General features: G+C 61.8%; 19 protein-coding genes. 15 read left to right on the forward strand and 4 right to left on the reverse strand.

Annotated features, from left to right (window positions below; genetic code table 11):
• Nucleotides 1-9: 9 nt before the first annotated feature.
• The 6 genes from MOV63_RS13755 (at nucleotide 10) to MOV63_RS13780 (ending at nucleotide 4,580) form a co-directional block, all read left to right on the forward strand.
• Nucleotides 10-963: a S9 family peptidase gene (locus tag MOV63_RS13755; protein ID WP_038548885.1), complete on the forward strand. Its 954-nt coding sequence runs from the start codon at nucleotides 10-12 to the stop codon at nucleotides 961-963.
• A 48-nt stretch (nucleotides 964-1,011) separates the two neighbouring features.
• On the forward strand, nucleotides 1,012-1,239 hold the full coding sequence (locus MOV63_RS13760) for a hypothetical protein (RefSeq protein ID WP_247034250.1): 228 nt from the start codon (nucleotides 1,012-1,014) through the stop codon (nucleotides 1,237-1,239).
• Nucleotides 1,240-1,405: 166 nt separating this feature from the next.
• Nucleotides 1,406-2,230, forward strand: coding sequence for a L,D-transpeptidase (locus MOV63_RS13765; RefSeq protein ID WP_247034252.1), 825 nt, complete (start codon nucleotides 1,406-1,408; stop codon nucleotides 2,228-2,230).
• Between the two features lie 226 nt (nucleotides 2,231-2,456).
• Nucleotides 2,457-3,158 carry a L,D-transpeptidase gene (locus tag MOV63_RS13770; protein WP_247034254.1) on the forward strand — a complete coding sequence of 234 codons (702 nt, stop codon included), beginning with the start codon at nucleotides 2,457-2,459 and terminating at the stop codon, nucleotides 3,156-3,158.
• A gap of 67 nt (nucleotides 3,159-3,225) precedes the next feature.
• Nucleotides 3,226-4,110, forward strand: a complete 885-nt coding sequence (locus MOV63_RS13775; protein WP_247034255.1) for an aminoglycoside phosphotransferase family protein — start codon at nucleotides 3,226-3,228, stop codon at nucleotides 4,108-4,110.
• Between the two features lie 62 nt (nucleotides 4,111-4,172).
• The gene (locus MOV63_RS13780; protein WP_247034256.1) at nucleotides 4,173-4,580 is read left to right on the forward strand and encodes a DUF6766 family protein; all 408 of its coding nucleotides are present in this window, start codon (nucleotides 4,173-4,175) and stop codon (nucleotides 4,578-4,580) included.
• A 56-nt stretch (nucleotides 4,581-4,636) separates the two neighbouring features.
• On the opposite strand, the gene MOV63_RS13785 is transcribed toward MOV63_RS13780, so the two are convergent.
• Entirely contained in the window at nucleotides 4,637-5,122 is a 486-nt protein-coding gene (locus MOV63_RS13785; protein ID WP_247034257.1) for a MarR family winged helix-turn-helix transcriptional regulator, read from the reverse strand.
• A gap of 161 nt (nucleotides 5,123-5,283) precedes the next feature.
• Here MOV63_RS13785 and MOV63_RS13790 point away from each other — a divergent pair, with 161 nt between their 5' ends.
• Nucleotides 5,284-5,706 carry an organic hydroperoxide resistance protein gene (locus MOV63_RS13790; RefSeq protein ID WP_038540908.1) on the forward strand — a complete coding sequence of 141 codons (423 nt, stop codon included), beginning with the start codon at nucleotides 5,284-5,286 and terminating at the stop codon, nucleotides 5,704-5,706.
• A 51-nt stretch (nucleotides 5,707-5,757) separates the two neighbouring features.
• On the opposite strand, the gene MOV63_RS13795 is transcribed toward MOV63_RS13790, so the two are convergent.
• Nucleotides 5,758-6,216: a MarR family winged helix-turn-helix transcriptional regulator gene (locus MOV63_RS13795; protein WP_405029333.1), complete on the reverse strand. Its 459-nt coding sequence runs from the start codon at nucleotides 6,214-6,216 to the stop codon at nucleotides 5,758-5,760.
• 53 nt (nucleotides 6,217-6,269) lie between these two features.
• Here MOV63_RS13795 and MOV63_RS13800 point away from each other — a divergent pair, with 53 nt between their 5' ends.
• The 6 genes from MOV63_RS13800 to MOV63_RS13825 all read left to right on the forward strand — a co-directional run bounded on the left by MOV63_RS13800 (nucleotide 6,270) and on the right by MOV63_RS13825 (nucleotide 10,500).
• Nucleotides 6,270-7,022 (forward strand): thioredoxin family protein, encoded by a 753-nt coding sequence (locus MOV63_RS13800; RefSeq protein WP_247034258.1) that lies wholly within the window; start codon nucleotides 6,270-6,272, stop codon nucleotides 7,020-7,022.
• Nucleotides 7,023-7,063: 41 nt separating this feature from the next.
• A complete protein-coding gene (locus MOV63_RS13805) occupies nucleotides 7,064-7,543 on the forward strand; it encodes a DUF1579 domain-containing protein (RefSeq protein WP_247034259.1) in 480 nt (159 codons plus the stop codon).
• Between the two features lie 60 nt (nucleotides 7,544-7,603).
• Nucleotides 7,604-8,416, forward strand: a complete 813-nt coding sequence (locus tag MOV63_RS13810; protein ID WP_247034260.1) for a VOC family protein — start codon at nucleotides 7,604-7,606, stop codon at nucleotides 8,414-8,416.
• A gap of 209 nt (nucleotides 8,417-8,625) precedes the next feature.
• On the forward strand, nucleotides 8,626-9,312 hold the full coding sequence (locus MOV63_RS13815; RefSeq protein ID WP_247034262.1) for an alpha/beta fold hydrolase: 687 nt from the start codon (nucleotides 8,626-8,628) through the stop codon (nucleotides 9,310-9,312).
• 21 nt (nucleotides 9,313-9,333) lie between these two features.
• Entirely contained in the window at nucleotides 9,334-9,897 is a 564-nt protein-coding gene (locus MOV63_RS13820) for a dihydrofolate reductase family protein (RefSeq protein ID WP_247034264.1), read from the forward strand.
• A 72-nt stretch (nucleotides 9,898-9,969) separates the two neighbouring features.
• Nucleotides 9,970-10,500 (forward strand): dihydrofolate reductase family protein, encoded by a 531-nt coding sequence (locus MOV63_RS13825; RefSeq protein ID WP_247034266.1) that lies wholly within the window; start codon nucleotides 9,970-9,972, stop codon nucleotides 10,498-10,500.
• Between the two features lie 40 nt (nucleotides 10,501-10,540).
• Here MOV63_RS13825 and MOV63_RS13830 read toward each other — a convergent pair whose 3' ends face one another.
• Nucleotides 10,541-11,299, reverse strand: coding sequence for an SDR family oxidoreductase (locus MOV63_RS13830; RefSeq protein WP_247034268.1), 759 nt, complete (start codon nucleotides 11,297-11,299; stop codon nucleotides 10,541-10,543).
• Between the two features lie 126 nt (nucleotides 11,300-11,425).
• On the opposite strand from MOV63_RS13830, the gene MOV63_RS13835 reads away from it, so the two are divergent.
• Nucleotides 11,426-11,821 carry a helix-turn-helix domain-containing protein gene (locus MOV63_RS13835; RefSeq protein ID WP_247034270.1) on the forward strand — a complete coding sequence of 132 codons (396 nt, stop codon included), beginning with the start codon at nucleotides 11,426-11,428 and terminating at the stop codon, nucleotides 11,819-11,821.
• A gap of 289 nt (nucleotides 11,822-12,110) precedes the next feature.
• Here the strand turns inward: MOV63_RS13835 and MOV63_RS13840 are convergent, their stop codons facing one another.
• The gene (locus MOV63_RS13840) at nucleotides 12,111-13,631 is read right to left on the reverse strand and encodes an ATP-binding cassette domain-containing protein (RefSeq protein WP_247034271.1); all 1,521 of its coding nucleotides are present in this window, start codon (nucleotides 13,629-13,631) and stop codon (nucleotides 12,111-12,113) included.
• A gap of 426 nt (nucleotides 13,632-14,057) precedes the next feature.
• On the opposite strand from MOV63_RS13840, the gene MOV63_RS13845 reads away from it, so the two are divergent.
• Nucleotides 14,058-14,363: an alkylphosphonate utilization protein gene (locus MOV63_RS13845; RefSeq protein ID WP_247034273.1), complete on the forward strand. Its 306-nt coding sequence runs from the start codon at nucleotides 14,058-14,060 to the stop codon at nucleotides 14,361-14,363.
• Nucleotides 14,364-14,669 lie beyond the last annotated feature (306 nt).

Here is a 14,669-nt window from a genome sequence, read left to right on the forward strand (position 1 = left end):
TCAAAAGACATGGCATCAGACCGCATCATTGCCCCGAATTCCCGCTCGATACGCGACGGCGTCACACGCCGGACGCTTTTGGCGGCCGCCGCCGGCGTTTCGGCCGCTGCCATGTTGCCGGCCGGGGCGCGCGCGGAATTCCCCATTCCGGACGTTCCTCCGCTTGAGAAGGAAGACTATGGCGAAGCCCGCAAGCGGTTCCATACCAATCTCTTGAGGAAGGGGCCTTCTCCTGAACAGTCTGCCCCGCTCGGCACGCCCGCAGGCGCCAGGAGGGTGATGTATCGCGGCGGCCCCGACGGTTCGATCGAACTGATCGCCTGGATCTCGCCCTATGAGCCTTCCGCGAAGCTGAAGCCCGCGGTTCTTTTCCTGCACGGCGGCAACGCCACCGGTGACGGCCATTGGGAACTGATGAAGGCCTATTGGGAAGCCGGTTACGTCGTCATGCTGCCCTCGTTCCGCGGCGAAAACGGCCAGGCCGGCAATTATTCGGGCTTCTACGACGAGACATCGGATGCGCTCGCTGCCGCAAGCTACCTGGAGGACCTGCCGGGGATCGACAAGAACCGCTTCTTCCTCGCCGGCCATTCGAATGGCGGCACGCTGGCGCTGCTCGCCTCGATGACCCGAAAATTCCGCGCCTCGGCGCCGATCTCTGCCGGCGTCAATTCCTGGCGTTATTTCGGCCGCTTCGAGCGCGAAGTCCGTTTCGACGAAAACGACCAGCAGGAATTCGTCATGCGCTCCTCGGTCTGTTTCGGCCACAGCCTCAAATGCCCGACGCTGCTGCTGCGCGGCACCGAGGAACGCCCCTTCGATGCCGACCACCAGCTGCTGATGGATCGGGCAAAATCGACAGGCGTTTCCATCGAGGCAAAGCTCTTGCCCGGCAACCACAACGGCGTCGTGCCGGGCGCGGTCGCCGAGAGCATCCGCTTCTTCAACCAGGTCATAGGGTAGGGTCGAGTGCCCCTGTCATTTTGACGATTTTCGCACTATCTTTCGACCATGGAAACTGCGCAGGACCGCACCATTATTCCAGCAGATTACCCGGAACTGAAGCAGCTCGTCTGGAGCCGCGATCCGTTGCGCCCGATTCCGGCCGAGGAGGTCTTCTCCATCTATGAGCGCAATTGGCGTTTTGTGGATGAACGCGGCCTCACCAGGCGGGAGGCCGATCTCATCGAGGATCTGGCGCGGGCCTTCGGCGGGGGCGTGATGCTCAAATCCCGATGAAAGATTTCGTTCTCCCCGAACATCAGATCATTGCCGAAGCACTCTCACGGATGACCATCCGCCTCTGGCTGGAGCTTGAGGTTCGCTCCGGCGACATTTGACCAGCCTCGCGCCAGCCGCATCTGCGATGGTCGGCCCAGACGTCATCTGCTGGAAGCGGGTTCCCATGCCATTCTCCTTTCGATCTTTCCGCCGAACCCTTGGGCTTTCCGTCACGCTCGCTGCGACCGCTGCGGTCAGCGGCTGCCAGATTCCCTTGGTCACCGATACCAGCCGCATGAACCCCGACGTCTTCGTCCAGGAGACGTCGCCGGTCTTCAACGTCGCACCCTATGCGGATCCGCCGTCGAACCAGCCGCCTCCGATGCCGGGCGCCATTCCGCACAAGCGCCAGCTCTATCCGTCGACTTTCCACCAGACCTACGGGTTGCCGATTTCCAACCCGGTCCACCGGGCGATGTATGGCGTGATCCGCGATGACGGCCACACGCTTCCGGCAATCCCTTATTCGCGCATCGATGCCCGCTATCTGCGCCAGGACGTTGACTACCAAACCAATGAAGCGCCGGGCACGATCGTCGTCGATACCAGGGAGCGCTTTCTCTATCTCGTGCAGCCGGCCGGCAAGGCGATCCGTTACGGCGTCGGCCTCGGCAAGGCCGGTTTCGCCTGGCAGGGCCGCGGTGTCATCCAGCGCAAGGCGGAATGGCCGCGCTGGACGCCGCCGGACGAGATGGTCGCCCGCCAGCCGGATCTGCGCAAATTTTCGGCCGCCGAAGGCGGTGCCAATCCCGGGCTCAACAATCCGCTCGGCGCCCGCGCGCTCTACATCTTCAAGGATGGCCAGGACACGCTCTACCGGGTGCATGGTACGCCGGACTGGCAGTCCGTCGGCAAACAGACCTCGTCCGGCTGCGTGCGCATGCTCAACCAGGATGTCATCGACCTCTTCGATCGCGTGCCCTCGGGCACTCAGATCGTGGTCCTCTGAACGCCGCAACAGGCTTGGCAACAGACGGAAAGAGCGGCGATGCCGCTCTTTTTCGTTCGATTCATCTCATGGGTTTGAACCGCCGTGTAGGTCTCGTGAATAGTTGATTAACGACCGCGGACCTATCTTCCCTGCGGAAGGAGCGAGTCGGAACTTTTCGGCCGCCCTGCCGTTAAAGAGCGATTTTGCTGTTCCCTGCGTTTCCTATCGGACGGTCCTGCCTCAGATGATCCTGAACCCTTCGTTTTCCCGCCGGAGTTTTTTGTCTCTCCTCGGTGCGGGTGCGGCCTCCACGCTTGCCGGCTGCGCCTCGTCGGTGCCGCGTCCGCTGGCGACCACGGTTGCCTTCCGACCGGAGCCCATTGAAGGTCCGCCGTCGGAACTGGATGTGATGTACGGTTCCATGGTCGACGGCGGTTTCGTCATTCCGGCGATACCCTATCGGCAGATCAACCCACGCTATTACCGCCAGCAGGTCGTCGATCCGACCGGTGAGCGTCCAGGCACCGTCGTCGTCGATACCGCCTCGCGTTTCCTCTACCTCATCGAGCCGGGCGGCACCGCGATGCGTTACGGCGTCGGCATCGGCCGCGAAGGGTTCGCCTGGCAGGGCGAGGGCGCCATCCAGTGGCGGCAGAGATGGCCGAAATGGACGCCGCCGGACGAAATGGTCGCCCGCCAGCCGGAACTCACCAAATATTCGGCCAAGAACGGCGGCATGCCGCCCGGCCTTCTGAACCCGCTCGGTGCCCGCGCGCTCTACATCTTCAAGAACGGCCAGGATACGCTCTACCGCCTGCACGGCTCGCCGGAATGGAATTCGATCGGCAAGGCCGTCTCGTCGGGCTGCGTGCGGCTGATGAACCAGGATATCATCGACCTTTACGACCGCGTGCCGGAAAAGGCGCGTATCGTGGTGTGGCAGTAATCTCTGTCACAGACGCTTGCTAATCATCCCAGGCGCAACCTAGATTTGCGCCGAAAGGGATTTGCGCATGGTCGAGATCGACACCGCTCTCGTGAAAAACCTGATAGCCGCCCAGTTTCCCGATTGGGCGGATTTGTCCGTGCGGCCGGTCGCGAACGGCGGCTGGGACAACCGCACCTTCCATCTCGGCGAGACCATGCTGGTGCGCGTGCCGAGTGCCGAACGTTATGTCGCGCAGGTGGAGAAGGAGCACCGCTTCCTGCCGGCGCTTGGCCCCCGATTGCCGCTTCCCATTCCAGTCCCCCTCGGGCTCGGAAAGCCGGGCGAAGGTTATCCCTGGCCCTGGTCGGTCTATGCCTGGATCGCGGGTGACCGATCCAGCCTCCGGACGATCGCCAATCTGGTCGTTTTTGCTGAGGATCTGGCCGATTTCCTGCGGGCCCTCTGGAAGATCGACGCATCCGACGGCCCGCCTGCCGGCCCACACAATTTTTTCCGCGGCGGATCGCTTCAGGTCTATGACGCGGAGTCCCGCCGCTCGATCGATATCCTCTCTGGCGAAATCGATGTGCCGCTGATCACCGAAATCTGGGAACGGGCGCTCGCCTCGACCTGGAAGAACAGGCCGGTATGGGTGCATGGCGACGTCGCCGAAGGCAACCTGGTTGTCCGCGACGGACGGCTTGCCGCCGTGATCGATTTCGGCAATTCCGGCATCGGCGATCCTGCCTGCGACCTCGTCATCGCCTGGACCCTGTTCGACGAACCCGCAGCCCATGCTTTCCGCAATCGGGTGAGGCTCGACGCCGAGACCTGGGAAAGGGCGCGCGGCTGGTGCCTGTGGAAAGCGCTGATCACGGTTGCCGGCGAACCCGGCACAAATCCGCTGGTCAGGGATGAGCATCGCCGCTGGATCGACCGGATCGTCGCGGATCACCTCGGCCAGGCCTGATCTCTGCGGGAACTAGGCTGGAACTTTTCCGTTGAATTGCGTGGAATGTTCTGGAGGAAGCCGTGCAGCAGAATTCATTATGGCGAGCCTATAGCTACGCTTGGATCACCCTGGCATTTTTTGCTTTCAGTCTTATCGGACATTGGCTGTTCGGCTGGTTCGCCTTTGTCCAGGAACAGGCCGAGCACGGACAGCCGGTGGAATTTTCCCCCTATCTGGTGGAAATGCTGCGCGACACCTTCGAAAACTGGCAGTCGGAATTCCTGCAGCTGCTCTGGCAGGTCGGCGGGCTCGCCTTCTTCCTGTTTCTGGGCTCGCCGCAATCGAAGGAAGGCTCCGATCGGCTGGAGGCGAAGATCGATGTCATCCTGCGCAGAGTGGATCCCGCCGACGGCGAAAGCGTGATCCGGGAATTGGACGAGCGTTATTCAGGCCGCCATACGGACGAGCCGGAAGCCCACAAGACGTGAGCGGCGCAGGTTCTGCCACCCTTGCGTTGACCGGTCTCGACCGGCGACGGAGACTATCAGACAGGGAACAGTGTCTCTTTTTCGCTTCCCGCTTTCGTCAGCCTTTCCTTGAGCGCAACCAGTTCGTCGCGCAGTGCCATGGCTTCCTCGAAGCTGCAGCCGGTGGCTTTGCCGATTGCTGCGGTGACCCCGGCCGCCTGGGTTTTCAGTTCTCTGCCCTTTTTCGTCAGCAAAATCTTCACCTGCCGCTCGTCGTCGCGGTCACGCTTGCGGGCGACGAGGCCGGATTGTTCGAGCCGCTTGAGGAGAGGGGAGAGCGTGCCGGAATCCAGCCCCAGCCGGTCGCCGATCGCCTTCACCGGCTGGTCGTCCTCCTCCCAGAGCGCGATCATCACCAGGTATTGCGGATAGGTGAGGCCGAGCGGTTCCAGCAGCGGCTTATACGTGCGGGTGAAGGCATGCGCCGCGTCGTAGATCGCAAAACACAGCTGCGCATCGAGCTCGATCTCGAAATTATCCGCGTTGCGCGCTTTTTTCTGCATGGCCGGTCCTGTCTTCACGTGCCTGTGCTCTATCTTTTTCGGCAAGCGCATTTTCGCAGGCTTGACGACGAAATGCAATGCGCGTAATTAGATTGTGCGCAATTTGATTGCGGACAATTTTTAACCCAGCACGACTATCAAAGACCAAGGGAGTTAGACCCATGCCTATTCTCTACACCACCAAGGCTTCTGCCACCGGCGGCCGCGCCGGCCATGGCGCCTCCGAAGACGGCGTTCTCGACGTCACGCTGACCGTTCCGAAGGAACTCGGCGGCGACGGCGCCCGCGGCACCAATCCGGAACAGCTCTTCGCTACCGGTTATTCCGCCTGCTTCCTCGGCGCGCTGAAGAACGTTGCCGGCAAGGAAAAGGTCAAGATCCCGGATGACGCCAAGGTGACGGCGACCGTCGGCATCGGCCCGCGCGACGACGGCAAGGGTTTCGGCATCGAAGTATCTCTCCTGGTGGACATTCCGGGCATGGACAAGGCCCAGGCCGAAGACCTCGTCGCCAAGGCACACATCGTCTGCCCCTATAGCCACGCGATGCGCACTTCGACCGAAGTGCCGGTCTCGGTCGCCTGATCGTTCTGAAGATTTCCGAAATGGAAAGCCGGCCGCTCGCGCCGGCTTTTTCTATTTGATCCCGCCCAGCGTCGCCCGCAGTTCTGCTGGTCCGCCTTCGCCAAGCTCAGCGTCGATCTCCGCATGCACTCGCTTCCAGATCGGCAGGGCGGCCGACAGCATGGTCATGCCGTCATCGGTGAGGCGCAGCAGCCGGCCGCGCCGGTCCTTCGGATCGACGGTGGTTTCCACCAGGCCGCGCCGCTCCAGCACTTTCAGTGCCGCCGTCAGCGTCGTGCGGTCCATCGCGAGCAGGGTGGCGACCTGGCTCATCGGCGCCGGCTGCGGCCGGTTCAGCGACATCATCAGCGAGAATTGCCCGTTGGTAAGCCCGATCGGCTTCATTGCATTGTCGAAACGCCGGGCCAGCGCCCGCGCCGCCCGCTGCACATGCAGGCACAGGCACGTGTCGCGTACCAGCAGCGTCGTTGAAAAGGGAATCACTTCGATGGTCGGGGTGTTTGACAGCATCGGAAGAGTATGTTGATATCAACTTATTCTGTCAAGCATAGGAGGAGCCTGTCATGGATGTCACCATGTCCCCGAAAAACCCTGTCGTCAGCCGCGAGGAGTGGCTGGAAGCCCGGCGCAAGCTGCTGGCTCTGGAAAAGGAAGAGACCCATCTGCGCGACAAGGTGCGCGCCGAGCGTCAGGCAATGCCCTGGGTAAAGGTCGACAAGGACTACGTGTTCGACACTCCGAAGGGCAAAAAGTCGCTCGCCGAACTGTTCGACGGCCGCAGCCAGCTGCTCGTCTACCATTTCATGCTCGGCCCGGACTGGGATGCCGGCTGCCTCGGCTGTTCATTTCTCTCGGACCATATCGATGGCGCTCTGCCGCATCTCAACAACCACGACGTCACCTATGTCGCGGTGGCCCGCGCGCCGCTCGACAAGATCGAGGCCTACAAGAAGCGCATGGGCTGGAAATTCCCCTGGGTCTCGTCCTTCGGCAGCGATTTCAACTTCGATTATCACGTCTCCTTTACCAAGGAGGACCTCGCCAAGGAGAAGGTGTATTATAACTTCCGCGAAGTCCCGCCGTCAGAGGCGCATGACGAGCTGCCGGGTCTTTCCGCCTTCTACAGAAACGAGGCGGGCGAGATCTTTCATACCTATTCCAGCTATGCCCGCGGCGGCGAAGAGCTGATCGGCACGCTGATGATCCTCGACCGGGCACCACTTGGCCGCAACGAGGATTCGACGATGAATTTCGTCAAGCGCCACGACGAATACGAACAGAAGCCACAGGAGACGGCTTCATCCTGCTGCCATTGAACGGGTTCATTCTGGCGCTTCGAAAAGAGGAGGAGGAAAAGATGAGCACGATGGAAATGCCCAAGCCGCAGGTCGAACACGGCTTTCTGGAAAGGATGGTCGGCCTCTGGGAGGTGACGTCCACCAGCATGGGCCATGACGAAAAATGGGTCGAAGTCTGCCGGTCGCTGAACGGCATCTGGTTCGTCGCCGAAGGCAGCGGCGAGATGCCGGGTGGCGGTGGCCCCGCCACCACCATTCTCACTCTCGGCTACGATCCGGCCAAGGGCAAATATGTCGGCACCTGGCTCGGCACGATGATGAACCATCTCTGGGTTTATGAGGGGGAGGTGTCGGACGACGGATCGGCGCTCAATCTCTATACGACCGGCCCGGATTTCGCCAATCCCGGCAAGACCGGCGACTACCGCGAGCAGATCATCTTCACCGATGACGATCACCGCGTCTTCAATTCCAGCGCAAAACAGCCGGACGGCTCCTGGAAGCAGTTCATGGAGGCGAACTACGCCCGCAAGCGCTGAGCCTTGCGTGTGTCTAATTCAACGCGTCGGTCGACGCAGTCATTCGTAGAGGAGACGACCATGTTGCAGACCGTTACCGGGTCTCGATCCGAGACCCATGGCAAATTCATCTGGGTCGAGCTGATGACGCCTGATACCGATGCCGGCGGAAAATTCTATTCGTCGGTGGTCGGCTGGAAGATCAAGGAAATGTCGATGCCCGACATGCCCGCCTATTTCCTGTTCGAAATGGGAGAGGGCGACAATCGGCCGGGCGTCGGCGGCATGATGAACTTTCCGCCGGAACTCGAAGGCAAGATCCCGCCGAACTGGACCGGTTATGTCGCAGTCGACGACGTCGATCAGATGGCGAAGGACTATGTCGCCAATGGCGGCCGCGTCCAGCGCGAGCCGGAGGATATTCCGGGCATCGGCCGTTTCGCGGTCGTCGCCGATCCGCATGGTGCGGTCATCTGCATCATGACGCCGATCCCGCCGGAGAACCCGCCGCAGGCACTGGCGCCCGATGCCGTCGGCAATGTCGGCTGGCGGGAACTTTACGCCGGCAACGGCAAGGAAGCCATGGACTTCTACGGCAAGATGTTCGGCTGGACGCTCGACCACGATTTCGACATGGGGCCGATGGGCACCTACCACATCTTCTCCCATAACGGCCGGCAGATCGGCGGCATGATGACCAAGCCGGCGGAAGTGCCGATGGCTTGCTGGTGCTACTATTTTATCGTCGACTCGATCGACGCCGCAATCGCCCGGTTGACGGCAGGCGGCGGCAAGGTCGTCCATGGCCCGATGGAAGTTCCCGGCGGCTCCTGGATCGTCCAGGCGCTCGATCCGCAGGGTGCTTTCTTCGCGCTGACTTCCGCGAAGAAGTAAGCGGCATAGTCTGTTTTGGCAGGTGTTGGCTGTTTTGGCAGGTGTTGGCCCTCATTCTGAAGTGCATGTGGAGGCGTTGAAAAGACGCCGGCATGTCGCCAAAGGGTGAGGGCCTTCCCTTTTTATGTTTCGAAAAACTGATTGCAAAGTGGAACTAGTTTGGTAGGTTGGAGCCAATTGCAGATCGCAACTGGTTCAAGGGGAAAGTTATGTCCGATTCCAAACTGACATTCCTGATCGCCCACGGCGCCTGGACCGGCGGCTGGTCCTGGGAGCGGGTGCTGACCCGCCTGCATGCCAGGGGCCACCGCGCCTACGCGCCGACGCTGACCGGGCTTTGCGAGCGCAAGCACCTGGCGAGCCCCTCCGTCAACCTCGACACCCATATCGATGACCTGGTCAACGAGGCGGTCTACAAGGACCTGACGGATATCGTGCTCGTCGGCCATTCCTATGGCGGCATCGTCGCCACCGGCGTTGTCGAGCGTATGCCCGAGCGCATCCGCTCGATCGCCTATGTCGAGGCCTTCATCCCCGAGGACGGCATGAGCTTCACCGACTACGATCCGGAGGGAGATTATTCCGCGCCGATGATCCCGGTGCCGGAAGGCCCCGGCGGTCATATGCGCGAAGAAGACGAGCTGTGGGCTGCACCCAAGGCGACGCCCCAGCCTTCCGGCACGCTGCGGCAGAGGCTGAAAGTCACCGGCGCCTATCAGCGCGTCCCGAAAAAGACCTTCATCGTCGCGACCGGCTGGGACGGGCCGTTTGGCCGGATGTCGGAGAAATATCGCGGCGCTCCCGGCTGGACCGTGCATGAGCTTGCCTGCGGCCACGATATCCCGATCGACATGCCGGACGAACTGACGGCACTGCTGATCGAGGCGGCCCGATGAGGAACGGTTAAGGAGTGGCCGATGGCAAAACTGGTGTTCGAGATGATGATCTCGCTCGACGGCTATATCAACGACGCCCGAGGCGATTTCGACTGGGGACATATCGACGCCGAGGTGCATGGTCACGCCAACGGAGAGGGGCGCCGCTGCGGCCTCGCCGTCTACGGCCGGCGCATGTACGAGACCATGGCCTTCTGGCAGACCTATCGGGGCGATACGCCGTTCGAGGCGGAATATGCGGAAATCTGGCGGCAGACCGACAAGATCGTCGTCTCGAAGACCTTGAACGAGCCGAAGACGCCGCGCACTAAACTGGTGACCTCTCTCGATGTCGATGCGATGCGCGATCTGAAGGCGCAAACCGGGGGGAATATTTTCGTCTCCGGCCCGACGCTTGCCGCCGACTATCTGGATGCCGGCCTGGTCGACGAGATCGGCATCTATTACGTCCCCGTCGCGGTCGGCGACGGTACGCCGATGTTCCAGACCCGGAACAAGGTGAAACTCGCGCGCACCGAAGAGGTGCCCTTCACCAACGGCACCGTCTTTATCCGCTACGACGTCCTGAATGGATCTAACGGATAGAATCTGGGGCCTGGTACCAGAGCGGATGTCGCCTCAAACTATTCTGAATACGCTGGGTGGAGGTTTTGCAGCATGGCGAAACTCGTTTTTGGAATGAACCAGTCGCTCGACGGTTATGTCGACCATCAGGAAATGGCGACCGGGCCTAAGCTCTTTCGTCACTGGATAGACCATGTGCGCGATCTGGCGGGCAGCGTTTATGGTCGCCGCATGTACGAGACCATGCGGTATTGGGACGAAGACCGTCCCGAGTGGAGCGCGGAGCACCGAGAGTTCGCCTCAGCCTGGCGGCGCCTGCCGAAATGGGTCGTATCGCGCTCGTTGAAGTCGGTCGGCCCCAACGCCACGCTTGTCGATGATGATGTCGAGGCGACGGTCCGTGGTCTGAAGACTGGGCTCGTTGGGGAGATTTCGGTATCCGGACCGGACCTGGCAGGAACCCTGACGGACCTTGGCCTTATCGACGAGTATCGGCTCTACTTCCACCCCGTCGTGCTTGGCCGCGGCAAGCCGTTCTTCGCCGGCCCGCGGCCGCCGCTCCGCCTTGTTTCCACCGATCGTGTCGGCGAGGACGTGATCAGGCTGACATACGTGCCTACTTAAATCCCTTCCTCGCCAGGCCGATTGCGTCGACGCGTCGGTATCAGTGGCTCATCGAATTGATGCCGTTGAACATCGTGTCGAAATTGCCGTTCTCGACGGCATAACGCAGCGGCTTGCAGCGTTCGACGACGACTTCCTTGACGTCCGGCTGTCGTGTCAGGATATCCATGACTTCGGAAATGAAATCGGCAAGCGGCATGGCGTTCGGGTCGCTCGCCTGGCGCTCGCTCATCAGCGATGTCTGCACATAGGGCGGCACGATCTCGATCACCTGCGGCCCCGCGTCCTTGAGCTGCTCGCGGATCGCCATCGAATAGGAATGGATCGCAGCCTTGGTGGCGGAATAGGTCGGCGTCAGCGCCATCGGCACGAAGGCAAGGCCAGAGGAGACGGTCAGGATCGCGGCATCTTTCTGGGTGCTAAGTTGTGGCAGCAGCGCCGCGATCAGCCGGATCGGGCCGAGCAGGTTGGCGATGATCGTCTGCTCGGAGGTCGCGAGATAATCCGACCCGGCGCCGATATGTTCCGGCACCATGATGCCGGCATTGTTGACGACGGCGTTCAGCGACGGATAGGCCGCCGCGAGCTCGGCGGAGAATGACTTGATTGCTTCGGCATCGGAAAGATTGAGCATCATGCCTTTCATGCCGGGATTGGCGGCGGTCACCGCGTCGAGGGTTTCCCGGCGCCGGCCGGTGATGATCACCTGGTTGCCGAGTGCGTGGAACGCCTCGGCGAGAGCCCGGCCGATGCCCGAATTGCCGCCGGTGATGAGGATCGTATTGCCGTTCATTTTCATGGTCTTCGCCTTTCCGTGTTGCGTGGCCGGAAAATACGGCTATCAATCTCTTCTCGGAAGAAGGCACCAAAAAGATTTATACGCACCAAAAGGAGAGTGACTGTGGATCAAGGAATTCGCCCGTCGATGCGGTCACCCTCAGGCCGTGAAATCCCCGACGAGATCGATCCGATATTGGAAGAACTGGTGCGCGGCATCATCGGCCAGGTGGCCGACAAGTGGACCATGCTGATCCTCGAAGTCCTGGAAGAACACGGCACGCTGCGCTTCACCCAGATCGGCAAGCTGACCGGCGGCATCAGCCAGAAGATGCTGACCCAGACGCTGCGGCAGATGGAACGCGACGGTTTCGTCCAGCGCACGGTCTATCCGGTCATCCCGCCGAAAGTCGAATACAACCTCACTGAACTCGGACGAAGCCTCGGCGCCGCCTTCTGCGCGGTCTGGGAATGGGCAGCGGCGCGCCACGCCGATATCGAGGCGGCGCGAAAAGCCTTCGAGGAGCGCAACGGGAAAGCCTGAGGTTTTCTCCTCATGGAGGGGAGGGAAGGTATGTCCTTATCCGGCTGCCACCACCGCTTCCCCGTTTTGACGGCCGGACGATCGCATATGGGACGTGAGACGGTGCGGCGTCCCTAACCCTCCCCCTTGTGGGGAGGGTGGCCGGCAGGCGGGAGGGGTTTTTATACTGGTTGAAGGCCCCTCCCCAACCCCTCCCCACAAGGGGGAGGGGCTCCACGCACCGTCGTCCCCTCACATGCTATCGCCCTACCGCGAGCGGCGAAAAGGGTGAGGAGCAATTTCTATCGAGTCAGCCACGGCTCGCCGTAAAGAAGCTCTCCGGCCCCTCGACCTCGATCAGCTTCTTTTTGTCGATCACCCAGAAACGGGTGCCGACCACCCGCACGAAACTGCGGTCGTGGGAGACCAGCAGGCCGCTTGCCTGATGCGCCATCAGCTCGCTTTCCAGCGCCTCCTGTCCGTCGATGTCGAGATGGTTGGTCGGTTCGTCGAGCAGGTAGAAATTCGGCTCCCGCAGCCTCAGCGCCAAAAGGCCGAGCCGTGCCTTCTGCCCGCCCGAAAGCTCTGCCACCGGCCGCGCCTGCATCTCCACGGTGACGCTGATGCCGGCGAGCAGCGAGCGGGCCTTCTGGTCGCCGATGTCGAACCGGTGGATGATCGTTTCGTGCGGCGTCCGCCGGTCGTCGAGATCGGCGAGCGACTGGTCGCCGTAGCCGAGGATCAGCGTCGACGTCGCCTTGATGCCGCCGATCGTTGACGAGGGTTCGGCCATCGTCCGGCGCAGCATCGTCACCAGCCGCGTTTTGCCCGTGCCGTTGCGGCCGAGCAGCACGATCCGGTCGCCCTGGCAGATGAACTGCTTGCCGGTCCTGAACAGCAGCGTGCCGTCCGGCGTCGTCACCGCCGCATCCTCCAGCGTCATCAGCACCTTGGCATGGGTACCCCGATTGGCAAGGCGGATGGCGCCGGCGGAGCGTTCCAGATGCGCCGGCCTTGCCGCGTCCTCCAGCTTCTCGGCGCGTTCTTTCAGCTGCTTGGTCTTGACCACCAGCAGGTCGCTGCCCGAATTGATGCCGATATTCTTCAGCTTCGCCGCCTGCCGGCGCAGCTGGTCGGCCGTCTTGATGTCGCGTTCGTAGCGCTTCGCATCCGCCGCATCCGCCTCGTCGAGCGCTGCCCGTGCTCTGGAATAGGGAAGGCTGAAGGTCTGGGAACTTTCCGGCCGCAGGAAAAGCGTGCGGTTGGTCACAGTGTCGAGAAAGGCGCGGTCGTGGCTCGACAGGATCACCGGCATGTCGCGGGGGAGCGCGTTCAGCCAGTCTTCCAGAAGCGCGATCTTGGCAAGATCGAGATGGTTGGTCGGTTCGTCGAGCAGCAGCGCGTCCGGTTCGGTCACCCAGGCCCGCGCGATCAGCGCCAGCCTTTGCCAGCCGCCGCTCAGCGCGGCAAGCGGCCGTTCGCGCAATCCCTCCGGCACCTCCATCCCTTCGAGCGCGACATCGGCACGCCAGCTTTCGCTGTCGATCTGAGCCGCCGGCAGCGCCTGGAGCACGGCCTCGCGAAAACTCGCCTGCATCAGGGAGGGGCGCACGTTCTGCTCCACCATGCCGATCGTCAGTCCCCGGCTTCTGGTGATCTCGCCCTCGCTCGCATCGAGCGTACCGGCGATGCATTTCAAGAGCGTGGACTTGCCGCGCCCGTTGGCCGCGACGATACCGATCCGGTCGCCGGCATTGATGCTGAGGTTGAGCCCGGAAAACAGCGGGCTGGACAGGGTGATTCCGAGATTGCGGAGGTTGATGAGGCTCATTTGTCGTTCTCTGGTCTTGGCTTGCAGGCACAGGATATCGCGGGCACTCGGGGCCATCATCGATGTCATGCACAGTTTGCAGCGTGTTCTGAAATCGCGATGACGCACGAGCGGACGCTCGGCGCTGCGGGCCACGAAGGGCAGACCAGGAAGGTGTATTTTAAGAGAAACGGCCTCTGGTCAGCCCTGCAAACGCATTTGCAGGGCGTCGACGGGACCACGTGTCCGGTAGTACCGGAAATAGAAATTGTGCACGTGACCCTCCTTTCTCTTGAATGGCACAATGGCCAAATATCATCGCATATGGGCGAATGCAACCGGACGACGCTCGGCCGGCATATTGCCGCGGAGCTTGCTCAGGGCGGTTCGGCTGCTATAAGCGGCCACCGCCGACCGGCGAATTGTTGATTTTAAGGAGCGACGCCGATGGCTGGCGATGACGACGAATATGTCTATGACGAAGCGACCGGCGAATGGCGCCCGGCCTCCGAACTGGCTGCGGCCGCAGGTGCCGGTGCCGCCGAGGTTCGCGACGCCTCCGGCACCCTCCTCAAGGACGGCGATTCCGTCACCCTGATCAAGGACCTCAAGGTCAAGGGCGCCGGCCAGACCCTGAAGCAGGGCACGGTCATCAAGTCGATCAAGCTGACCGACAACCCCGAAGAAATCGACTGCCGGCATGAGGCGATCAAGGGCCTGGTGCTGCGGACGGAATTCGTGCGTAAGCGGTGAGAATTTGGGGCGTCAAGCTCGATAACTTTCGGGGGCGGCGCACCCCCCTCTGCCCTGCCGGGCATCTCCCCCACAAGGAGGGAGATCGGCTAGAGTCATGCTCACCACATCCATCCAACCCATACGGTGTTTCCATTTGACCACCACGGTAGTGATAGGGTCGAGAGGCCAACCCCATCCGATCTCCCTCCTTGTGGGGGAGATGCCCGGCAGGGCAGAGCGACTGTCTTGTGCGTCAAGCGCTTTGCCATGGTTTATTGTCCCGGATGATGGCGTTGAGGATTGTGAGGAGCTTTCGCATGGTGG

Origin of the sequence: Neorhizobium sp. SHOUNA12A, assembly GCF_023006505.1 — a bacterium.
Taxonomy (GTDB): Bacteria; Pseudomonadota; Alphaproteobacteria; order Rhizobiales; family Rhizobiaceae; genus Neorhizobium.

Bases quoted from the DNA above. Each gene is read 5' to 3' on its own strand.
- MOV63_RS13790 (WP_038540908.1), top strand. From the start codon at position 5,284: ATGCCTATTCTCTACACCACCAAGGCTTCTGCCACCGGCGGCCGCGCC.
- MOV63_RS13835 (WP_247034270.1), top strand. From the start codon at position 11,426: ATGCGGTCACCCTCAGGCCGTGAAATCCCCGACGAGATCGATCCGATA.
- MOV63_RS13785 (WP_247034257.1), bottom strand. From the start codon at position 5,122: ATGCAGAAAAAAGCGCGCAACGCGGATAATTTCGAGATCGAGCTCGAT.
- MOV63_RS13765 (WP_247034252.1), top strand. From the start codon at position 1,406: ATGCCATTCTCCTTTCGATCTTTCCGCCGAACCCTTGGGCTTTCCGTC.
- MOV63_RS13830 (WP_247034268.1), bottom strand. From the start codon at position 11,299: ATGAAAATGAACGGCAATACGATCCTCATCACCGGCGGCAATTCGGGC.
- MOV63_RS13800 (WP_247034258.1), top strand. From the start codon at position 6,270: ATGGATGTCACCATGTCCCCGAAAAACCCTGTCGTCAGCCGCGAGGAG.
- MOV63_RS13845 (WP_247034273.1), top strand. From the start codon at position 14,058: ATGGCTGGCGATGACGACGAATATGTCTATGACGAAGCGACCGGCGAA.
- MOV63_RS13795 (WP_405029333.1), bottom strand. From the start codon at position 6,216: ATGCTGTCAAACACCCCGACCATCGAAGTGATTCCCTTTTCAACGACG.
- MOV63_RS13820 (WP_247034264.1), top strand. From the start codon at position 9,334: ATGGCAAAACTGGTGTTCGAGATGATGATCTCGCTCGACGGCTATATC.
- MOV63_RS13810 (WP_247034260.1), top strand. From the start codon at position 7,604: ATGTTGCAGACCGTTACCGGGTCTCGATCCGAGACCCATGGCAAATTC.
- MOV63_RS13815 (WP_247034262.1), top strand. From the start codon at position 8,626: ATGTCCGATTCCAAACTGACATTCCTGATCGCCCACGGCGCCTGGACC.
- MOV63_RS13805 (WP_247034259.1), top strand. From the start codon at position 7,064: ATGAGCACGATGGAAATGCCCAAGCCGCAGGTCGAACACGGCTTTCTG.
- MOV63_RS13840 (WP_247034271.1), bottom strand. From the start codon at position 13,631: ATGAGCCTCATCAACCTCCGCAATCTCGGAATCACCCTGTCCAGCCCG.
- MOV63_RS13775 (WP_247034255.1), top strand. From the start codon at position 3,226: ATGGTCGAGATCGACACCGCTCTCGTGAAAAACCTGATAGCCGCCCAG.
- MOV63_RS13760 (WP_247034250.1), top strand. From the start codon at position 1,012: ATGGAAACTGCGCAGGACCGCACCATTATTCCAGCAGATTACCCGGAA.
- MOV63_RS13770 (WP_247034254.1), top strand. From the start codon at position 2,457: ATGATCCTGAACCCTTCGTTTTCCCGCCGGAGTTTTTTGTCTCTCCTC.
- MOV63_RS13755 (WP_038548885.1), top strand. From the start codon at position 10: ATGGCATCAGACCGCATCATTGCCCCGAATTCCCGCTCGATACGCGAC.
- MOV63_RS13825 (WP_247034266.1), top strand. From the start codon at position 9,970: ATGGCGAAACTCGTTTTTGGAATGAACCAGTCGCTCGACGGTTATGTC.